This window comes from Pseudomonas arvensis, assembly GCF_056688935.1.
This window is the reverse complement of sequence record NZ_CP162038.1, coordinates 88,860-105,205: the sequence shown is the minus strand read 5'-3', so window position 1 is coordinate 105,205 and position 16,346 is coordinate 88,860. Positions and strand designations below refer to the sequence as shown.

Here is a 16,346-nt window from a genome sequence, read left to right as displayed (position 1 = left end):
CGCCTGGAGTATTCCTATGCTGACTTTCCTTGGCTTTGCCATGGTCATCACGTTCATGTTCCTGATCATGACCAAGCGCCTGTCCGCGCTGATCGCCTTGATCATTGTGCCGATCCTGTTCGCCCTGTTTGGTGGCTTTGCACCAGAGATCGGCCCGATGATGCTTGCGGGCATCACCAAGCTTGCGCCGACCGGCGTGATGCTGATGTTCGCCATTCTCTACTTCGCCTTGATGATCGACTCCGGCCTGTTCGACCCGGCCGTGCGCAAGATCCTCAAGATGGTCAAAGGCGACCCGCTGAAGGTTTCGGTCGGCACCGCCGTATTGGCCTTGGTCGTGTCCCTGGACGGTGACGGCGCCACCACCTACATGATCTGCGTGGCCGCCATGCTACCGCTGTACCAGCGCATTGGCATGAGCCCGCGGATCATGGCCGGCTTGATCATTCTCGCCGGTGGCGTGATGAATATGACCCCTTGGGGTGGCCCGACCGCCCGCGCCGCCAGTGCGCTGCACGTGGACCCTTCGGATATTTTCGTACCGATGATCCCAGCCATGGCCGCCGGCGTCGTCGCGATCCTGGTGATCGCCTACATGTACGGCAAGCGCGAGCGTGCGCGCCTGGGTGAACTCCACCTGCAGGGCGACGAGATCGACCACAGCGAAATCAGCGTGTCGCAATTCCCCGACGCGCGCCGTCCGAAGCTGATCTGGTTCAACGGCGCCCTGACCCTGGCCCTGATGTGCACACTGATCGCCGGCCTGCTGCCGCTGCCGGTGCTGTTCATGGTGGCGTTCAGTATCGCGATGATCGTCAACTACCCATGCCTGCAACAGCAGAAAGACCGCGTCGCCGCCCATGCTGGCAGCGTACTCGCGGTGGTAGGGTTGATCTTCGCTGCGGGTATCTTCACCGGCATCCTGTCGGGTACCGGCATGGTCGATGCCATGTCCAAGAGCCTGCTGGCAGTCATCCCTGACGCCTTGGGCCCGTACCTGGCGGTGATCACGGCGCTGGTGAGCATGCCGTTTACCTTCTTCATGTCCAACGATGCGTTCTACTATGGCGTGCTGCCGGTGCTGGCGGAAGCCGCCAGCCACTACGGCATCACCGCCGTGGAGATGGCCCGCGCCTCCATCGTTGGCCAACCGGTGCACTTGCTCAGCCCATTGGTACCGTCGACCTACTTGCTGGTGGCCCTGGCCGGTATCGAATTTGGCGATCACCAGCGCTTCACCCTGAAGTGGGCAGTGCTGGTGTGCCTGTGCATAATGTTCGCTGCATTGCTGATGGGGATTTTTCCGCTGTTCAGCACTCTATAATCGTACAACCCAACTGCGCCGGCCCTACGCCGGTGCGGTCTAACACACGCTCAAAGGAATACACATGGAATGGCTGACCAATCCGGAAATCTGGATTGCCTTCTTCACCCTGACGGCCCTGGAGATCGTCCTGGGCATCGATAACATCATCATGATTTCGATCCTGGTCAGCCGCATGCCCAAGCATATGCAGGCCCGCACCCGGATCTTCGGCCTGGCGCTGGCCATGGTCACGCGTATCCTGCTGCTGCTGTCGATCACCTGGGTCATGCAACTCACCGCCGACCTGTTCGTAGTGTTTGGCCAAGGCATTTCCGGTCGCGATCTGATCCTGTTCTTCGGTGGTCTGTTCCTGCTGTGGAAAAGCTCCCAAGAGATGTACCACGCCCTGGAAGGTGAAGACGAATCCCACGACGAGCCGAAAGGCGCCGGTGGCAAGTTCATCTACACGATCATCCAGATCGCGATCATCGACATCGTGTTCTCCCTGGACTCGGTGATCACCGCTGTCGGCATGGTCTCCCATGTACCGGTCATGGTTGCCGCCATCGTGGTTGCCGTCCTGGTGATGATGCTGGCTGCTGGCACCATCAGCGAATTCATCGACAAGCACCCGTCGCTGAAAATGCTGGCGCTGTCGTTCCTGCTGGTGGTGGGTACCGTGCTGATCGCCGAGTCCTTCGATGTGCACGTGCCAAAAGGCTACGTCTACTTCGCCATGGCGTTCTCGCTGGCAGTAGAAGCGGTGAACATCAAGATGCGCACCGCCATCGCGAAAAAGAAGAAACAGCAGGATCCCGTGAAACTGCGCAAGGACATCCCGGGTCAATAACCCGAGCCAGTCGAAAAAACGGGGCGCTTGCGTCCCGTTTTTTTCATCCGCACAAAGCTGACTTCATGACAGTTTTGTTTCAATCCCCACTTTAGCTATGCGATGCTGGCGCAGAGCCCATTCGCCAACTACAGCTTAAGTACAAGACGTAGAGCGGCACGCGGCAATTTTCCTTCGCTCCTGTTGGAGCACACCTACACGGGGGGCCGAGCATGCTGACCTTGCTCAATCTGCTTTCCGCCGTGACCCTGCTTATCTGGGGCACGCACATCGTCCGTACCGGCATCCTGCGGGTCTACGGCTCCAATTTGCGTCAGGTCATCGGGCATAACATGTCCAAGCGCTGGCTTGCGTTTGTCGCCGGTATCCTGGTGACAGCCATGGTCCAGAGCAGCAACGCCACCGCTATGCTGGTGACCTCATTTGTCGGCCAGGGCCTGATGGGGCTGATGCCCGCCCTGGCGACCATGCTCGGCGCCGACGTCGGTACCGCGCTGATGGCGCGGGTACTGACCTTGGACTTGTCCTGGCTGTCACCGCTGCTGATTTTCCTCGGCGTTATTTTCTTTCTGTCACGCAAACAGACGCGGGCAGGGCAGTTGGGGCGGGTGGGGATTGGCCTCGGGCTGATCATCCTCGCGCTGCAACTGATCGTCGAAGCCGCTGGGCCGATTACCCATGCCCAGGGCGTCAAAGTGATCTTCGCTTCGCTGACTGGCGACATCCTGCTCGACGCCCTGGTCGGCGCCTTGTTCGCGATGATTTCCTACTCAAGCTTGGCTGCTGTCCTACTGACGGCCACCCTGGCCGGTGCCGGTGTGATCGGCCTGCACGTGGCCATCGGCCTGGTGATCGGTGCCAACATCGGCAGCGGCGTGCTGGCCTTCCTCAGCACCAGCATGCAAAACGCCGCCGGGCGCCAGGTGGCCCTCGGCAGCCTGTTGTACAAGCTGATCGGCCTGCTGTTGATCATTCCGGTGCTCGACCCCCTCGTGCGCTGGATGGATGATTTGGACTACAGCACCCAAGGCATGGTCATCACCTTCCACCTGCTCTACAACGTCAGCCGCTGCCTGATCCTGCTACCGACCATCGGCCCAATGGCGCGTCTGTGCGCGTGGCTGCTGCCCGAACGAGAAGACTCCAACGGCAAGGCCAAACCCCGTCATCTGGACCTCACGGCCCTCACCACGCCCAGCCTGGCACTGGCCAATGCCGCACGCGAAACCCTGCGCCTGGGCGACCTGATCGACAACATGCTCACCTCTATGCTGGAAGTACTGCGTGGCAAGCAAACCGCCATCACCCAGGAGATGCGCAGTCTCAGTGATGACGTCGAAGCGCTCTACAGCGCGATCAAACTCTACCTGGCACAAATGCCCCGCGAAGACCTCAGCGAACAGGACAGCCGCCGCTGGGCCGAGATCATTGAGCTGTCGATCAACCTGAAGCTCGCCGGCGACCTGATCGAACGCATGCTGCGCAAAGTCCAGCAGCAGAAAACCTCCCAGCGCCGCCAGTTTTCTGAAGTCGGCCTGGAAGAACTCACCGGACTGCACAGCCAATTGATCGCCAACCTGCGACTGGGCCTTTCGGTGTTCCTCAGCGCCGACCCGGAAAGCGCGCGTCAATTGCTGCGTGAGAAACGCCGCTTTCGCGCCCAGGAACGCCGCCTGGCCCACGCCCACGTGAGTCGCCTGCAACGCAAAATCGTACAAAGCCTGGAGACCAGTTCCCTGCACTTGGAGCTGATTGCCGACATGAAACGCCTCAACTCGTTGTTTTGCAGCAGTGCGTATGTAGTGTTGGAAACGTCCGACACTGGCGCGCTCTCGGCCGAAGATATTGCCGACATCACGCATTCGCCCTGAACGTACGATGGCCCGTGAAGTCAGTTAAAGCTGACCTCACTCGCCAGGAAGCCAGTTATGCGTCGCCTGTTATTTGCCTGCCTGCTCATGGGTTCTGCCCACGCCTTTGCCTTTGATCGCCTGCAAGTCGAGGGCTACACCTTGCCCAATGGCCTGCAATTGCTGCTCAAACCGGGTACCGAACGTGGGCACGTGGCGATCCGGCTGGTAGTCGGTGTAGGCCTGGATGACTTCGCCTGTGAGGAAAAGGAACTGCCGCACTTGCTCGAACACTTGCTGTTCAGTGGCATCGACGGCGGCGGCGAAGGCGACCTCGAAGAGCGCATGCAGGCCCTGGGCGGCGAGTGGAACGCCTACACCAGCAATGCCGACACCACCTTCGTGATCGAAGCCCCCGCGCACAACCAGCGCAAGGTGCTCGACCTGTTGCTGGCGATCATCACCCGCACTGAACTGACCGACGCCAATATCGATGCGGCCAAAAAAGTCGTCGAACGCGAAGACGGTGGCCATTACTCGCACCTGCAACGCCTGCTGGATCGTCAAGACCTCGGCCACACCGCCAGCAATCAACTGGCCGTGGAGCTGGGCCTCAAATGCGCCGAGCGCGCCGAAGTCGAGCACTTGACCCGCGACCAACTGCAGACACTGCGCAAAAACTGGTACGCCCCCAACAACATGACGTTGATCGTCGTCGGCGAACTCGACAAACTGCTGCCGGCCTACCTGGAACGCACCTACGGCGAACTCGATCCGGTGGACCCCACCGAGCACCGGCCCCTGCCGGACATCCAGCACGCCGCCCTCGGCCACCGCGACCTGATCCACGGCTGGGTGGGTAACGGCGCCAAACTGCACTGGCTGTTCCCCGAACCGACGCTGGACGACCAGCACGATGAAACCTACGACCTGCTCAAGGACTACCTCGACTGGGCGCTGTATCGCCAACTGCGCCTCAAGCACGGTTTGTCCTACGGCCCCTGGAGCGAACGTGAAGTGCTCGGCGGCGTCGGTTTCCTCAGCCTGAATGCCGACCTTGAGCGGGAAAACCTCCCCGAAGCCGAACAGGTGCTGCACGACCTCACCGCGCAATTGCTCAAGGACGGTCTGGATCCGGCCACCTTCGCCCGCCTGCAACAAGCCGCCATCGCCCGGCAAGCCTGGGCAGTGCAGGGCAACAGCGCCTTGGCCGACTACTATTGGGCAGCCGCGGCGGACTACGACAAGGGCCGCTTCAGCGATCCGGCCAAACGCATCAAGGCCGTCAACCTGGATCAGGCCAACCAGGCCCTGCGCCAAGTGCTCAAGCAGCCAGGCTACTGGCGCGTCGAAAAACCGCTGCTGAGCTACGACATGCTCAACTGGATTGGCGCCGGCGTGGTCGGCCTGATCGCCATTGTGTTGATCGGCGTGCGGGTTTATCGCAAACGGATCACGTAATCGGGCACCGGACACCAGGCTAAGACGTTATTCTGTCTGAGATTTTTTCCTACAAAGACTGCGAACCGCCGAATGCAAAACGTGACCCGTTTAATCACCCGCATCCTCGAACTGATGAAGCGCTACCCAGGGGTGATTGCACTCGGCGGCTTCATTTCGGGTGTGTGCAGCTTCATTTTGGTGGACCGCCAACAGGGCATGGCCAGTTGGATCGCGGTCATCATGCTGGTGAGCTGGCTGTGGCTGATGTTGGAGAACAGCTTCACCCAGCTGTTTACCAAGGTGTTCAAGCGGGAAATTCCCGAACCGCTGCTGCGCTACGCCACCCAGATGATCCATCAGGAAAGTCTGTTCTTCGTGCTGCCGTTCTTTTTCGTCACCACGGCGTGGAACAGCGGCCAGTCGGTGTTTACCGGCCTGCTCGGCGCGGCGGCACTGGTGTCGATCATCGACCCGCTGTACTACAAATGGCTGGCGCCCAAACGCTCGCTGTTCCTGGCGCTGCACACCCTGACGCTGTTTGCCGCACTGCTCACCGCGCTGCCGATCATCCTGCACCTGACCACCGCCGAGAGTTACAAACTTGCCCTCGGCGTGGCCATGGCGTTGTCGATTCCAAGCCTGGCGGTGAGCATGCCGCTGCGCAGCCTCAAGGGTTGGGCGATGCTGCTGGGCGTAACGGCCGCGATTGGTTGCGCAGGTTGGTTCCTACGCAGTTGGGTACCACCGGCCACCCTGTGGATGACCGAAGTGGCCATCAGCACCCAGTTACAAGACCGCACGCCAGGCGATGACCTCAAGGAAGTCACCGCCGCCCAACTGCGCAGTAGCGGGCTCTACGCCTACACCGCGATCAACGCGCCACGCGGGCTGAATGAGCGGATCTACCATGTGTGGAAATTCAACGGCAAAGAGGTCGACCGCATCGCCCTGGACATCCACGGCGGGCGCAAGGAAGGCTATCGCGCCTGGACCCACAAGCAGAACTTCCCGCCCGATGCGGTAGGACGCTGGCAGGTTCGGGTACTGACCGAAGATGGGCAGGTGATCGGCGTGCTGCGTTTCAAAGTGACTGACGCAGCACAAACGGACAACCCGAAGTAAGCGGTATCGTGCTATTACGTAGGAATTGTGGATAGCCAATACAAGCTTGGAGCTTATGACCAGTAGTCCCACGGCCGGCGCCGCCCACCTCGACACCTCCACCACCCCTCCGTTACTGCGGATTACGGGGGACTGGACCCTGGCCCACTACGCCAACCTGAAGAAGCTGTCGGACAAACTCGACGGCCAATACGACGCCGGTGCCCGCATCGACCTCAATGGTCTCGGCGCCCTAGATACCGCCGGCGCCTCGCTGCTGGTGGAGTTACTGGGCCCAACCCGCATCGAGCAATCCGCCGAGCAGACCGATTGCAGCCTGTCCGCTGCCGACCGTGCCTTGCTCAAGACCGTCTACCGCTCCCTCAATGACTTTTGCGTACCGGAAAAAGCGCCGGAAGAGGCTGCCGGTATCCAAGTGCTGGCCCGCATCGGTCGGGCGGTGGATACCGTCTGGCAGGACAGCAAGCAACTGTTGGGCTTCGTTGGCCTGATCCTCGAAACCTTGGCCCGCGGCGTTTTGCGCCCCAAGCGCTGGCGCCTGACGCCGATGGTTGCCCATCTCGAACAGGTCGGCCTCGATGCCGCACCCATTGTGGCGTTGCTGACCTTTCTGGTCGGTGCCGTGGTGGCGTTTCTAGGCGCCACGGTACTCAAAAGCTTCGGCGCGACGATTTTTACCGTGGACCTGGTGGCGTTTTCCTTCCTGCGCGAATTCGGCGTGTTGCTCACCGCGATCCTGATCGCCGGCCGCACCGCCAGTGCCTTCACCGCGCAGATCGGCTCGATGAAGGCCAACGAAGAAATCGACGCGATCCGAACTCTCGGCCTGGACCCGATGGAGCTGCTGGTATTGCCCCGCGTACTCGCGCTGCTGGTGGCGCTGCCAATGCTGACCTTTTTGGCGATGCTCTCGGGGATCGTCGGTGGCGGCGTGGTGTGTGCCGTGGCGCTGGATATTTCGCTGGCGATGTTCCTCTCGCTGCTGCAGTCGGACATCGGCGTGCAGCATTTTCTGGTGGGCATGGCGAAAGCGCCGATCTTCGCCTTCCTGATCGCGGCCATTGGCTGCCTTGAAGGGTTCAAGGTCAGCGGCAGTGCCGAATCGGTCGGCGCCCACACCACCTCCAGCGTGGTGCAATCGATCTTTGTGGTGATCGTGCTGGATGCGGTCGCCGCGCTGTTTTTCATGGAGATGGGCTGGTGAGTCGCTTACACCGTGCACCCGCTGAGGCGGTGATCGAGGTGCGTGGGCTGTGCAATCGGTTCGGCAGCCAGAGCGTGCACGAGAATCTCGACCTGGACTTGTACAAGGGCGAAATCCTCGCCGTGGTTGGCGGCTCCGGCAGCGGCAAGTCGGTGCTGTTGCGCAGCATCGTCGGCCTGCGCCGGCCCAGCGAAGGCCAAGTGCGGGTGTTCGGCAAGAACCTGCCGAGCCTGTCGGAGCATGAGCGTTCGCTGGTAGAGCGGCGCTTTGGCGTGCTGTTCCAGAAGGGCGCGCTGTTTTCCTCGCTGACCGTGACCGAGAACGTCGCGCTGCCGCTGATCGAGCACGCCGGCCTCAGCCGCCGCGACGCCGAGCACCTGGCGGCGGTCAAACTGGCCCTGGCCGGGCTGCCGCTGTCGGCGGCCGACAAATACCCCGCGTCGCTGTCTGGCGGCATGATCAAGCGCGCCGCACTGGCCCGCGCCCTGGCGCTGGACCCGGACATCCTGTTCCTCGACGAACCCACCGCCGGCCTCGACCCGATTGGCGCAGCGCAATTCGACCAACTGATCCTGACCTTGCGTGATGCGCTTGGCCTGAGCGTGTTCCTGGTCACCCATGACCTGGACACGCTGTACACCATCACCGACCGTGTGGCGGTGCTGGCGCAGAAGAAAGTGCTGGTGGCGGACGCCATCGATATCGTCTCGGAAACGGACGACGCCTGGATTCACGAATACTTCCACGGCCCCCGGGGCCGCGCGGCATTGGATGCCGCTCAACCGCTCAACGAGGTATGACATGGAAACCCGAGCCCATCATGTGATGATCGGACTGTTCAGCGTGATCGTAGTGGTCGGCGCGATGCTGTTTGGCCTGTGGCTGGCCAAATCCAGCGTCGACAGCGCCTTCCAGGATTACGAAGTGATCTTCAACGAAGCGGTCAGCGGCCTGTCCCAGGGCAGCTCGGTGCAATACAGCGGGATCAAGGTGGGCGACGTGATCAGCTTGAGCCTGGACCCCAACGACCCGCGCCGCGTACTCGCACGTATCCGCTTGGCCGGGCAGACGCCGATCAAGGAGGACACCCAGGCCAAACTCGCGCTGACCGGCATCACCGGTACGTCGATCATCCAGCTCAGCGGCGGCACGCCCCAAAGTGCGGTGCTCAAGGGCAAGGACGGCAACCTGCCGCAGATTATCGCCTCGCCATCGCCCATTGCGCGGTTGCTCAATAACAGCAATGACTTGATGACCGGTATCAACGTGCTGCTGCACAACGCCAACAACATGTTCTCCTCGGAGAACGTCGAGCGTTTGAGCAAAACCCTGGACAACCTGCAGCAAACCACCGGCGCCATTGCCGACCAGCGCGGCGACATCAAAGTGGTGATGCAACAACTGATGCAGGTGAGCAAACAGGCCAGCGCGGCGCTGGAGCAGACCACCGTGCTGATGCGCAATGCCAATGGCTTGCTCAATGATCAAGGCAAGCAAGCCTTCGGCAGTGCCGAGCAGGCGATGAAATCCCTGGAGCAAAGCACCGCCACCATCAATACCTTGCTGACCAATAACAAGGACTCGGTGAACAGCGGCATGCAGGGCCTCAACGAACTGGCGCCGGCCGTGCGCGAACTGCGCGAAACCCTCGGTTCGCTGCGCGCCATCTCCCGCCGCCTGGAAGCCAATCCCAGCGGTTACCTGCTGGGCAGTGACAAGAACAAGGAGTTCACGCCATGAAGCGTGCTTATCAAATGATCGCGCCTATGGCGCTGGCACTGGTGAGCGCCTGCTCGATCCTGCCCAAGGCCGACCCGTCGGACGTGTACCGCCTGGCCTCGGCCCAGGCGACGACCCAAGGCACGCCGGTGAGCTGGTCGCTACGGCTGAGCAAACCACAAACCAGCGAGTTCCTCGACAGCCCACGCATCGCCGTGGTGCCCAATGGCGACCTGATCAGCAGCTACGCCAACTCGCGCTGGAGCGACCCCGCGCCGGTGCTGTTGCGTAATCGCCTGCTGGACGGCTTCCAGCGCGATGGCCGGGTGACGCTGTTGAGCACCGACGACACCAATCTGCAGGCCGACTATGAGCTGGGCGGGCAATTGCAGGCGTTTCAGAGCGAGTACCGGGGCAGCGCGGTGGAGGTGGTGATCCGCCTCGACGCACGCTTGGTGCGGGGGAGTGATCAGCGGATCATTGCCAGCCGGCGCTTTGAAGTGCGCCAGCCGGTGACTGACATCAAAGTACCGGCGGTGGTGGCAGGGTTTGGGTTGGCGGGGGATCAGCTGAATAAGCAGGTGGTGGACTGGGTGGTGCAGCAGGGCAGCGGTGTTGCGAAACGCTGAGGGCCTCATCGGGGGCAAGCCCCCTCCCACATTTTGAATGTGTTCACAGATCAACATGTGGGAGGGGGCTTGCCCCCGATAGCACTCTAAACCTTAACCAAAGAACCAGTAGCACACGGCAATCGCCGCCACGACACCGGCAAACTCCGCCAGCAACGCACACCCCACCGCATGCCGCGCCCGCTGAATGCCCACCGAACCGAAGTACACCGCCAACACATAAAAGGTGGTTTCCGTACTGCCCTGGATCGTCGCCGCGACCAGTGCCGGGAAGCTGTCCACGCCCTGGGTTTGCATGGTCTCGATCAGCATTGCCCGCGCGGCGCTGCCGGAGAACGGCTTGACCATTGCGGTCGGCAACGCATCGACGAAGCGCGTGTCCATGCCGGTCCATGCCACCACGTGGCGAATGCCTTCCAGGCCGAACTCCAGGGCTCCCGAAGCACGCAGCACGCCGACGGCACAGAGCATCGCGACCAAGTAAGGCAGCAGGTTCCTGGCCACGTCGAAGCCTTCTTTGGCGCCTTCGACAAACGCTTCGTACACCTTCACCTTGCGCAGCGCACCGATCACCAGGAACAGCATGATCAGGCCAAACAATGTGAGATTGCCGAGGATCGACGACAAACCGGCCAGCGCGGTGGCGGACAGGGTTGCCAGTAACGCCATAAAGCCACCCAGCACCAGCGCACCCGGAATCAGGTAAGCCAGCACCACCGGGTCCCACAGCCGCAGGCGCTGCATCACCGCCACCGAAAGCAGGCCCACCAGGGTGGACGCGCTGGTGGCCAACAGGATCGGCAGGAACACCAGCGTCGGGTCGGCAGCGCCTTGCTGGGCGCGGTACATAAAGATGGTCACCGGCAGCAGCGTCAGCGACGAGGCGTTGAGCACCAGGAAGAGGATCTGCGCGTTACTCGCCGTGCTGGGGATGGGGTTGAGTTCCTGCAACGCCTTCATGGCCTTCAGGCCGATAGGCGTCGCGGCATTGTCCAGGCCCAGGCCGTTGGCGGCGAAGTTGAGGGTGATCAAACCGATGGCCGGGTGGCCGGCGGGCACTTCCGGCATCAGGCGGCGGAACAGCGGGCCAAGGGCCTTGGCCAGCCAATCGACAATCCCGGCCTTCTCGGCAATGCGCAAGAAGCCCAGCCACAGCGTCAGGGTGCCGAACAGCAGCACCATCACTTCCACCGACAGCTTGGCCATGGCGAAAATGCTTTCGACCATCGCTGCAAAAATCCCGGCGTTACCGCCCACCAGCCATTGCGCCAGTGCTGACACCATTGCCACGACAAAAAAGCCAAGCCACAGGCCATTGAGCATCAGTTGAATCCCCCGAAAGATGGGGCGAATGATAGCGGGGCTGGCAGAAACGACAAACCCCGGATTTACCGGGGCTTGTCTTCAAGCTGTCCTACGATCAGCCGCGAGTGGCTTGGGCCGTCGGCAGGGCTTGCTTGGTGCGCCAGTGTGGCAGCGAGTTCCAGTAGCGCTCGCCCTTGGCGTCGTCGTACATGCCTTCCCAACGGGAGATGACCAATACCGCCAGCGCGTTACCGATCACGTTGAGGGCGGTACGCGCCATGTCCATGATGCGGTCCACACCGGCGATGAACGCCAGGCCTTCCAGCGGAATACCGACGCTGCCCAAGGTGGCCAGCAGTACCACAAAGGACACGCCCGGCACGCCGGCGATGCCTTTGGAGGTGACCATCAGGGTCAGCACCAGCATCAGTTGCTGGCCGATCGACAGGTCGATGCCGTACAGCTGGGCGATAAAGATTGCCGCGATGCTCTGGTACAGGGTCGAACCGTCGAGGTTGAACGAGTAACCGGTCGGCACCACGAAGCTGCAGATCGCTTTCGGCGCGCCGTAGGCTTCCATCTTCTCGATCACACGCGGCAGCACGGTTTCAGAGCTGGCGGTGGAGTAGGCCAGTACCAGCTCATCCTTGAAGATGCGCATCAGCTTGAGGATCGAGAAGCCGAACAGACGGGCGATCAGGCCCAATACTGCAAAAGCGAAGAACAGGATGGCGACGTAAACCAGGATCACCAGCTTGGCCAGCGGCAGCAAGGAGGCGAAGCCGAAGTTGGCCACCGTCACCGCGATCAGTGCGAATACGCCGATTGGCGCGTACTTCATGATCATGTGGGTGACTTTGAACATGCTCTCGGACACGCCCTGGAACATGGTCACCAGCGGCTCGCGCAGCTCCGGTTTGAGACTCGACAGGCCCAGGCCGAACAGCACCGAGAAGAAGATGATCGGCAGCATTTCGCCACGGGCGACGGCGGCGAAGATGTTCGACGGGATCAGGTTGAGGATGGTTTCGATGAACGCATGCTCATGCTGCACTTCGGCGGCGGTCGCCTGGTACTTGGAGATATCCACCGTACCCAGGGTGCTCATGTCGATGCCCGCGCCCGGGTGAAACAGGTTGGCCAGCAACAGGCCGACCACAATGGCGATGGTGGTGACAACTTCGAAGTAAAGGATGGTTTTGACGCCGATGCGGCCGAGCTTTTTCGCGTCACCGACACCGGCAATGCCGACGATCAGCGAGGAAATCACAATCGGGATCACGATCATCTTGATCAGGCGGATAAAGATATCGCCCGCCGGCTGCAATACGTTGCTGATCCACCAGGCCTTTTCAGCACTGAAATGGTTGAGCACTGCACCGATTGCAATCCCCAGCACCAACCCGATGAGGATCTGCCAGGCGAGGCTTAGCTTTGCCTTCTTCATGTCATTACCCTTACTTCAAGTGAACTTAAGGCAAATGCGCCAGCTGGACCGCTCGAAAGCGAAAAAGTGTGTGCATCTGCCTCCATGAAAGGTCACCGCAGCGTGGCCGAAATGGCTTACTGGCAGGCGAAAAAAGGCGCAACTATTCCGACGCAAGGGAGCGACGTCTAATGCCGTAAACGCCTACCCTATGCCGAATCGGCATGACTTTTTTTCATAATAACTGTCCGAACGGTCAGTTCAAATGCGACATTTTGTCAGGTGGATATGCCGTGAACCGGCCAATTCAGGCTCGCGCAGAGATACTGCACGTGTTTGGTGCATTGGCAGGAATGCCGGGGAATTCGGTGGGATCGCGTAAGAATTGTCCTATAGACCCAACAAAACTTTCTCGATAGATGGTCGTCTCGACATACCAAGTAATGGTTGGAAACGAGCAAAAAGAAAATTAGCGGCTATGGGTGGCATAAAAGGCATGGATGAGCGTCATAAGCCCGCCGCAAGTTCAGCAAGCCTTCAGCTTGTGAACCTGCGTCGCAGCTTTTCGCCTGACCCGGCCCTTGCGCAGGTACTCCCTGTACCCGTAGGTCACGCCGATCTCATTTGATCAGAGCAACCCGGCCCCTTGGTCATGCACCGCCCTTGGGGAGCGGCACAAACAGAAAGAAGCGTGCTTGCTTCTTCCTATGGATGCTGGCCCCGTTGACGACTAACGCCGTCAGACGGCACCTAGTACCAATTCGGATCCTTCTTCAACTGCTCCATCAGCAGCTTCTGCATGCCTTCATCCGGCTTACCGATAAAGCGGTAGTCGGCGTGACGCGTTGGCGATTTGTCTGCCGGCAGACCGGCGGGGACTTCAACCAACATGGCGTAGGCATCTTCCTTGTCGAGGCTGAAGGCGACGATCAAGCGCTTGCTCTTGCAGGTCTCTGCGGTTTCACAAAGTGGCCCGACCAAATACTGGTCACCCCCCTCTTCCACGGCATTCATCTGCTCGGCCGTGCCCGACAGATTCATCACCCATTCCGGCAGGCGCTCTTCTTTTTTCACCACGTCTTGCCAAGTCTCGCGGTACTGCGGGTCCGCGGTCAGCAATTGGCTGGCCCGGGATTGGCCGTCATTGGCGGCCATCGCCAGGCCGCTGCCGCCCAAGATCAGGGCGGCAGCCATGGCTTTAAAGCACAGAGTGGTCATATTCAGCCTCGGCCGCGACGACCAAAGAAGAACGAAGCGATGAACATCACCAGGAAAACTACGAACAGGATCTTGGCGATCCCCGTGGCGGTGCCCGCGATACCACCGAAGCCCAGAACTGCAGCCACAATGGCGATGATCAGAAATGTGATTGCCCAACTCAACATGGTGATTCTCCTTACGCTTCGATAGAGGTAACAGCGGTGATGCCGTACGGACGTTCAACACAAACGACCGCATTTGTTGCCTAGAACACCCAGCGCTCTTGGGTTGGCAGCTCGCCCAGGGTCGAATCCTGGTCAGCCACTCTCAATTGGGGTGCGGTTACATCAGCAGCACTACCGACGGTACGGCTGCCAATGGAACTGAAATGGGTCTGGGTCGTTACCGGACGTTCGAACTGCGGGGCTTGTTGCTGACTCTGCTGCCAATGCTGCATCTGCTGGCCGGCAATCAGCGTGACCATCACGGCCAAGCTGGCAAACATGCCTTGCTGCAAGCGCAGCGGCGATACACGCATTTGGCTGAGGGTTTGGCGAGTCATGCTGATGTTCTCCCGCATTCTGATTATTCGTTGGGAGAGGTATTGCAGAGCGCATGCCAGCTTTTTATCAAAATAAAAATCAATAAAATCAGCAAGTTATGCAATAAGCGTTTGACTCGGATGCAGCATCCTGCACGATGCCCTCCGAAGGGCCGTGCGAAATGCACGATGACCAGCAGTCGGATCAAAGGATCGAAAGCGACGGTGAGGTTGCCGAAGTGGCAAGACGGCATGAAAACGCCACTAGGCGGGGCTTTGTAGGAAGAGATGCAGATACCTGCACGGCAATGCCTTTTATCAATCAGAATAAACCATGCAACTTGCCCGATTATTCCGGGACTAAGCACCATCACTCATAGTTAAGGAGCGCGGGACAGATGGAATCAGCCAAGGAACTTCAAGGCCGCATTCTTTTAGTGGATGACGAGTCCGCGATCCTCCGCACTTTCCGTTATTGCCTGGAAGATGAAGGCTACACCGTCGCCACCGCCAACAGCGCCGCCCAGGCCGATGCCCTGATGCAACGCCAGGTGTTCGACCTGTGCTTCCTGGACCTGCGCCTTGGCGAAGACAACGGCTTGGACGTGCTGGCCCAAATGCGCATCCAGGCGCCGTGGATGCGCGTGGTGATTGTCACCGCGCATTCCGCTGTCGACACCGCCGTGGACGCGATCCAGGCCGGCGCCGCTGATTACCTGGTCAAGCCTTGCAGCCCCGATCAACTGCGCCTCGCTACGGCTAAGCAGTTGGAAGTGCGCCAGCTGTCCGCACGCCTGGAGGCATTGGAAGGCGCGGTGCGCCAGCCCAAGGACGGCCTCGACTCCCATAGCCCATCGATGATGGTCGTGCTCGAAACTGCGCGCCAAGTGGCCGGGACCGACGCCAACATCCTTATCCTCGGCGAGTCCGGCACCGGTAAAGGTGAACTGGCCCGCGCCATTCACGGCTGGAGCAAGCGCGCAAAGAAATCCTGCGTGACCATCAACTGCCCGTCGCTGACGGCCGAACTGATGGAAAGCGAGCTGTTCGGTCATAGCCGTGGCGCCTTCACCGGCGCCAGTGAGAGCACCTTGGGCCGAGTCAACCAGGCCGACGGCGGCACGCTGTTTCTTGATGAGATCGGCGACTTTCCCCTCACGTTGCAACCCAAGTTGCTCCGTTTCATTCAGGACAAGGAATACGAGCGCGTGGGCGACCCGGTGACGCGTCGCGCCGACGTGCGCATCCTCGCCGCCACCAACCTGAACCTGGAAGACATGGTGCGCGACGGGCGTTTCCGTGAAGACTTGCTGTACCGCCTCAACGTCATCACCCTGCATCTGCCACCGCTGCGTGAGCGCAGTGAAGACATTCTGACGCTGGCCGACCGCTTCCTGGCGCGCTTCGTCAAGGAATACGCCCGCCCGGCGCGGGGTTTCAGTGATCAAGCGCGTGAAGCGCTGCTCAACTATCGCTGGCCCGGCAACATCCGTGAGCTGCGCAACGTGGTGGAACGCGCGAGCATCATCTGCCCGCAGGAAAAGGTCGAGGTCGTCCACCTCGGCATGGCGGAGCAACCGACCAACAACGCCCCGCGCATTGGTGCCGCATTGAGCCTGGACGAGCTGGAAAAAGCCCATATCGGCGCAGTCCTGGCCACCAGCGACACCCTGGACCAGGCGGCACGTACCCTCGGCATCGACGCGTCGACCCTGTACCGCAAACGCAAACAGTACAACCTGTGAGCTGCA

Annotated in this window: 15 protein-coding genes; 10 read left to right on the top strand and 5 right to left on the bottom strand. The window is 60.7% G+C overall.

The annotated features are described in order from the left end of the window. Positions 1–16: 16 nt before the first annotated feature. The 9 genes from AB3G88_RS00505 (at position 17) to AB3G88_RS00465 (ending at position 10,123) form a co-directional block, all read left to right on the top strand. The gene (locus tag AB3G88_RS00505) at positions 17–1,324 is read left to right on the top strand and encodes a CitMHS family transporter (RefSeq protein WP_099586224.1); all 1,308 of its coding nucleotides are present in this window, start codon (positions 17–19) and stop codon (positions 1,322–1,324) included. A 64-nt stretch (positions 1,325–1,388) separates the two neighbouring features. Then, positions 1,389–2,156, top strand: a complete 768-nt coding sequence (locus AB3G88_RS00500; protein ID WP_099586223.1) for a TerC family protein — start codon at positions 1,389–1,391, stop codon at positions 2,154–2,156. Between the two features lie 212 nt (positions 2,157–2,368). Next, positions 2,369–4,027: a Na/Pi cotransporter family protein gene (locus tag AB3G88_RS00495; RefSeq protein ID WP_099586222.1), complete on the top strand. Its 1,659-nt coding sequence runs from the start codon at positions 2,369–2,371 to the stop codon at positions 4,025–4,027. A 57-nt stretch (positions 4,028–4,084) separates the two neighbouring features. Further along, a complete protein-coding gene (locus AB3G88_RS00490) occupies positions 4,085–5,467 on the top strand; it encodes a M16 family metallopeptidase (protein ID WP_480452732.1) in 1,383 nt (460 codons plus the stop codon). A gap of 72 nt (positions 5,468–5,539) precedes the next feature. Continuing rightward, positions 5,540–6,571 carry a DUF5924 family protein gene (locus tag AB3G88_RS00485; protein ID WP_099586220.1) on the top strand — a complete coding sequence of 344 codons (1,032 nt, stop codon included), beginning with the start codon at positions 5,540–5,542 and terminating at the stop codon, positions 6,569–6,571. Between the two features lie 55 nt (positions 6,572–6,626). Next, complete coding sequence (locus AB3G88_RS00480; RefSeq protein ID WP_480452730.1) at positions 6,627–7,775, top strand: ABC transporter permease; 1,149 nt, start codon at positions 6,627–6,629, stop codon at positions 7,773–7,775. Beyond that, on the top strand, positions 7,772–8,575 hold the full coding sequence (locus tag AB3G88_RS00475) for an ABC transporter ATP-binding protein (RefSeq protein ID WP_099586218.1): 804 nt from the start codon (positions 7,772–7,774) through the stop codon (positions 8,573–8,575). The genes AB3G88_RS00480 and AB3G88_RS00475 overlap by 4 nt, the downstream gene beginning before the upstream one ends. Before the next feature lies 1 nt (position 8,576). Next, positions 8,577–9,515 (top strand): MlaD family protein, encoded by a 939-nt coding sequence (locus AB3G88_RS00470; RefSeq protein ID WP_099586217.1) that lies wholly within the window; start codon positions 8,577–8,579, stop codon positions 9,513–9,515. Then, on the top strand, positions 9,512–10,123 hold the full coding sequence (locus tag AB3G88_RS00465; RefSeq protein WP_250925085.1) for an ABC-type transport auxiliary lipoprotein family protein: 612 nt from the start codon (positions 9,512–9,514) through the stop codon (positions 10,121–10,123). The genes AB3G88_RS00470 and AB3G88_RS00465 overlap by 4 nt, the downstream gene beginning before the upstream one ends. Positions 10,124–10,216: 93 nt before the next feature. On the opposite strand, the gene AB3G88_RS00460 is transcribed toward AB3G88_RS00465, so the two are convergent. From AB3G88_RS00460 to AB3G88_RS00440, 5 genes are all read right to left on the bottom strand, one after another. Next, entirely contained in the window at positions 10,217–11,446 is a 1,230-nt protein-coding gene (locus tag AB3G88_RS00460; protein WP_099586215.1) for a spore maturation protein, read from the bottom strand. A 97-nt stretch (positions 11,447–11,543) separates the two neighbouring features. Further along, positions 11,544–12,875 carry a glutamate/aspartate:proton symporter GltP gene (gene gltP / locus AB3G88_RS00455; protein WP_099586214.1) on the bottom strand — a complete coding sequence of 444 codons (1,332 nt, stop codon included), beginning with the start codon at positions 12,873–12,875 and terminating at the stop codon, positions 11,544–11,546. Positions 12,876–13,604: 729 nt separating this feature from the next. After that, positions 13,605–14,072: an inhibitor of vertebrate lysozyme family protein gene (locus AB3G88_RS00450; RefSeq protein WP_480452727.1), complete on the bottom strand. Its 468-nt coding sequence runs from the start codon at positions 14,070–14,072 to the stop codon at positions 13,605–13,607. Positions 14,073–14,074: 2 nt separating this feature from the next. Further along, the gene (locus AB3G88_RS00445) at positions 14,075–14,239 is read right to left on the bottom strand and encodes a DUF1328 domain-containing protein (RefSeq protein ID WP_003170804.1); all 165 of its coding nucleotides are present in this window, start codon (positions 14,237–14,239) and stop codon (positions 14,075–14,077) included. An 80-nt stretch (positions 14,240–14,319) separates the two neighbouring features. Further along, a complete protein-coding gene (locus AB3G88_RS00440) occupies positions 14,320–14,616 on the bottom strand; it encodes a hypothetical protein (protein ID WP_112196890.1) in 297 nt (98 codons plus the stop codon). A gap of 377 nt (positions 14,617–14,993) precedes the next feature. Between AB3G88_RS00440 and algB the strand changes: the two genes are divergently transcribed. Beyond that, complete coding sequence (gene algB, locus AB3G88_RS00435) at positions 14,994–16,340, top strand: sigma-54-dependent response regulator transcription factor AlgB (RefSeq protein ID WP_099586212.1); 1,347 nt, start codon at positions 14,994–14,996, stop codon at positions 16,338–16,340. Positions 16,341–16,346 lie beyond the last annotated feature (6 nt).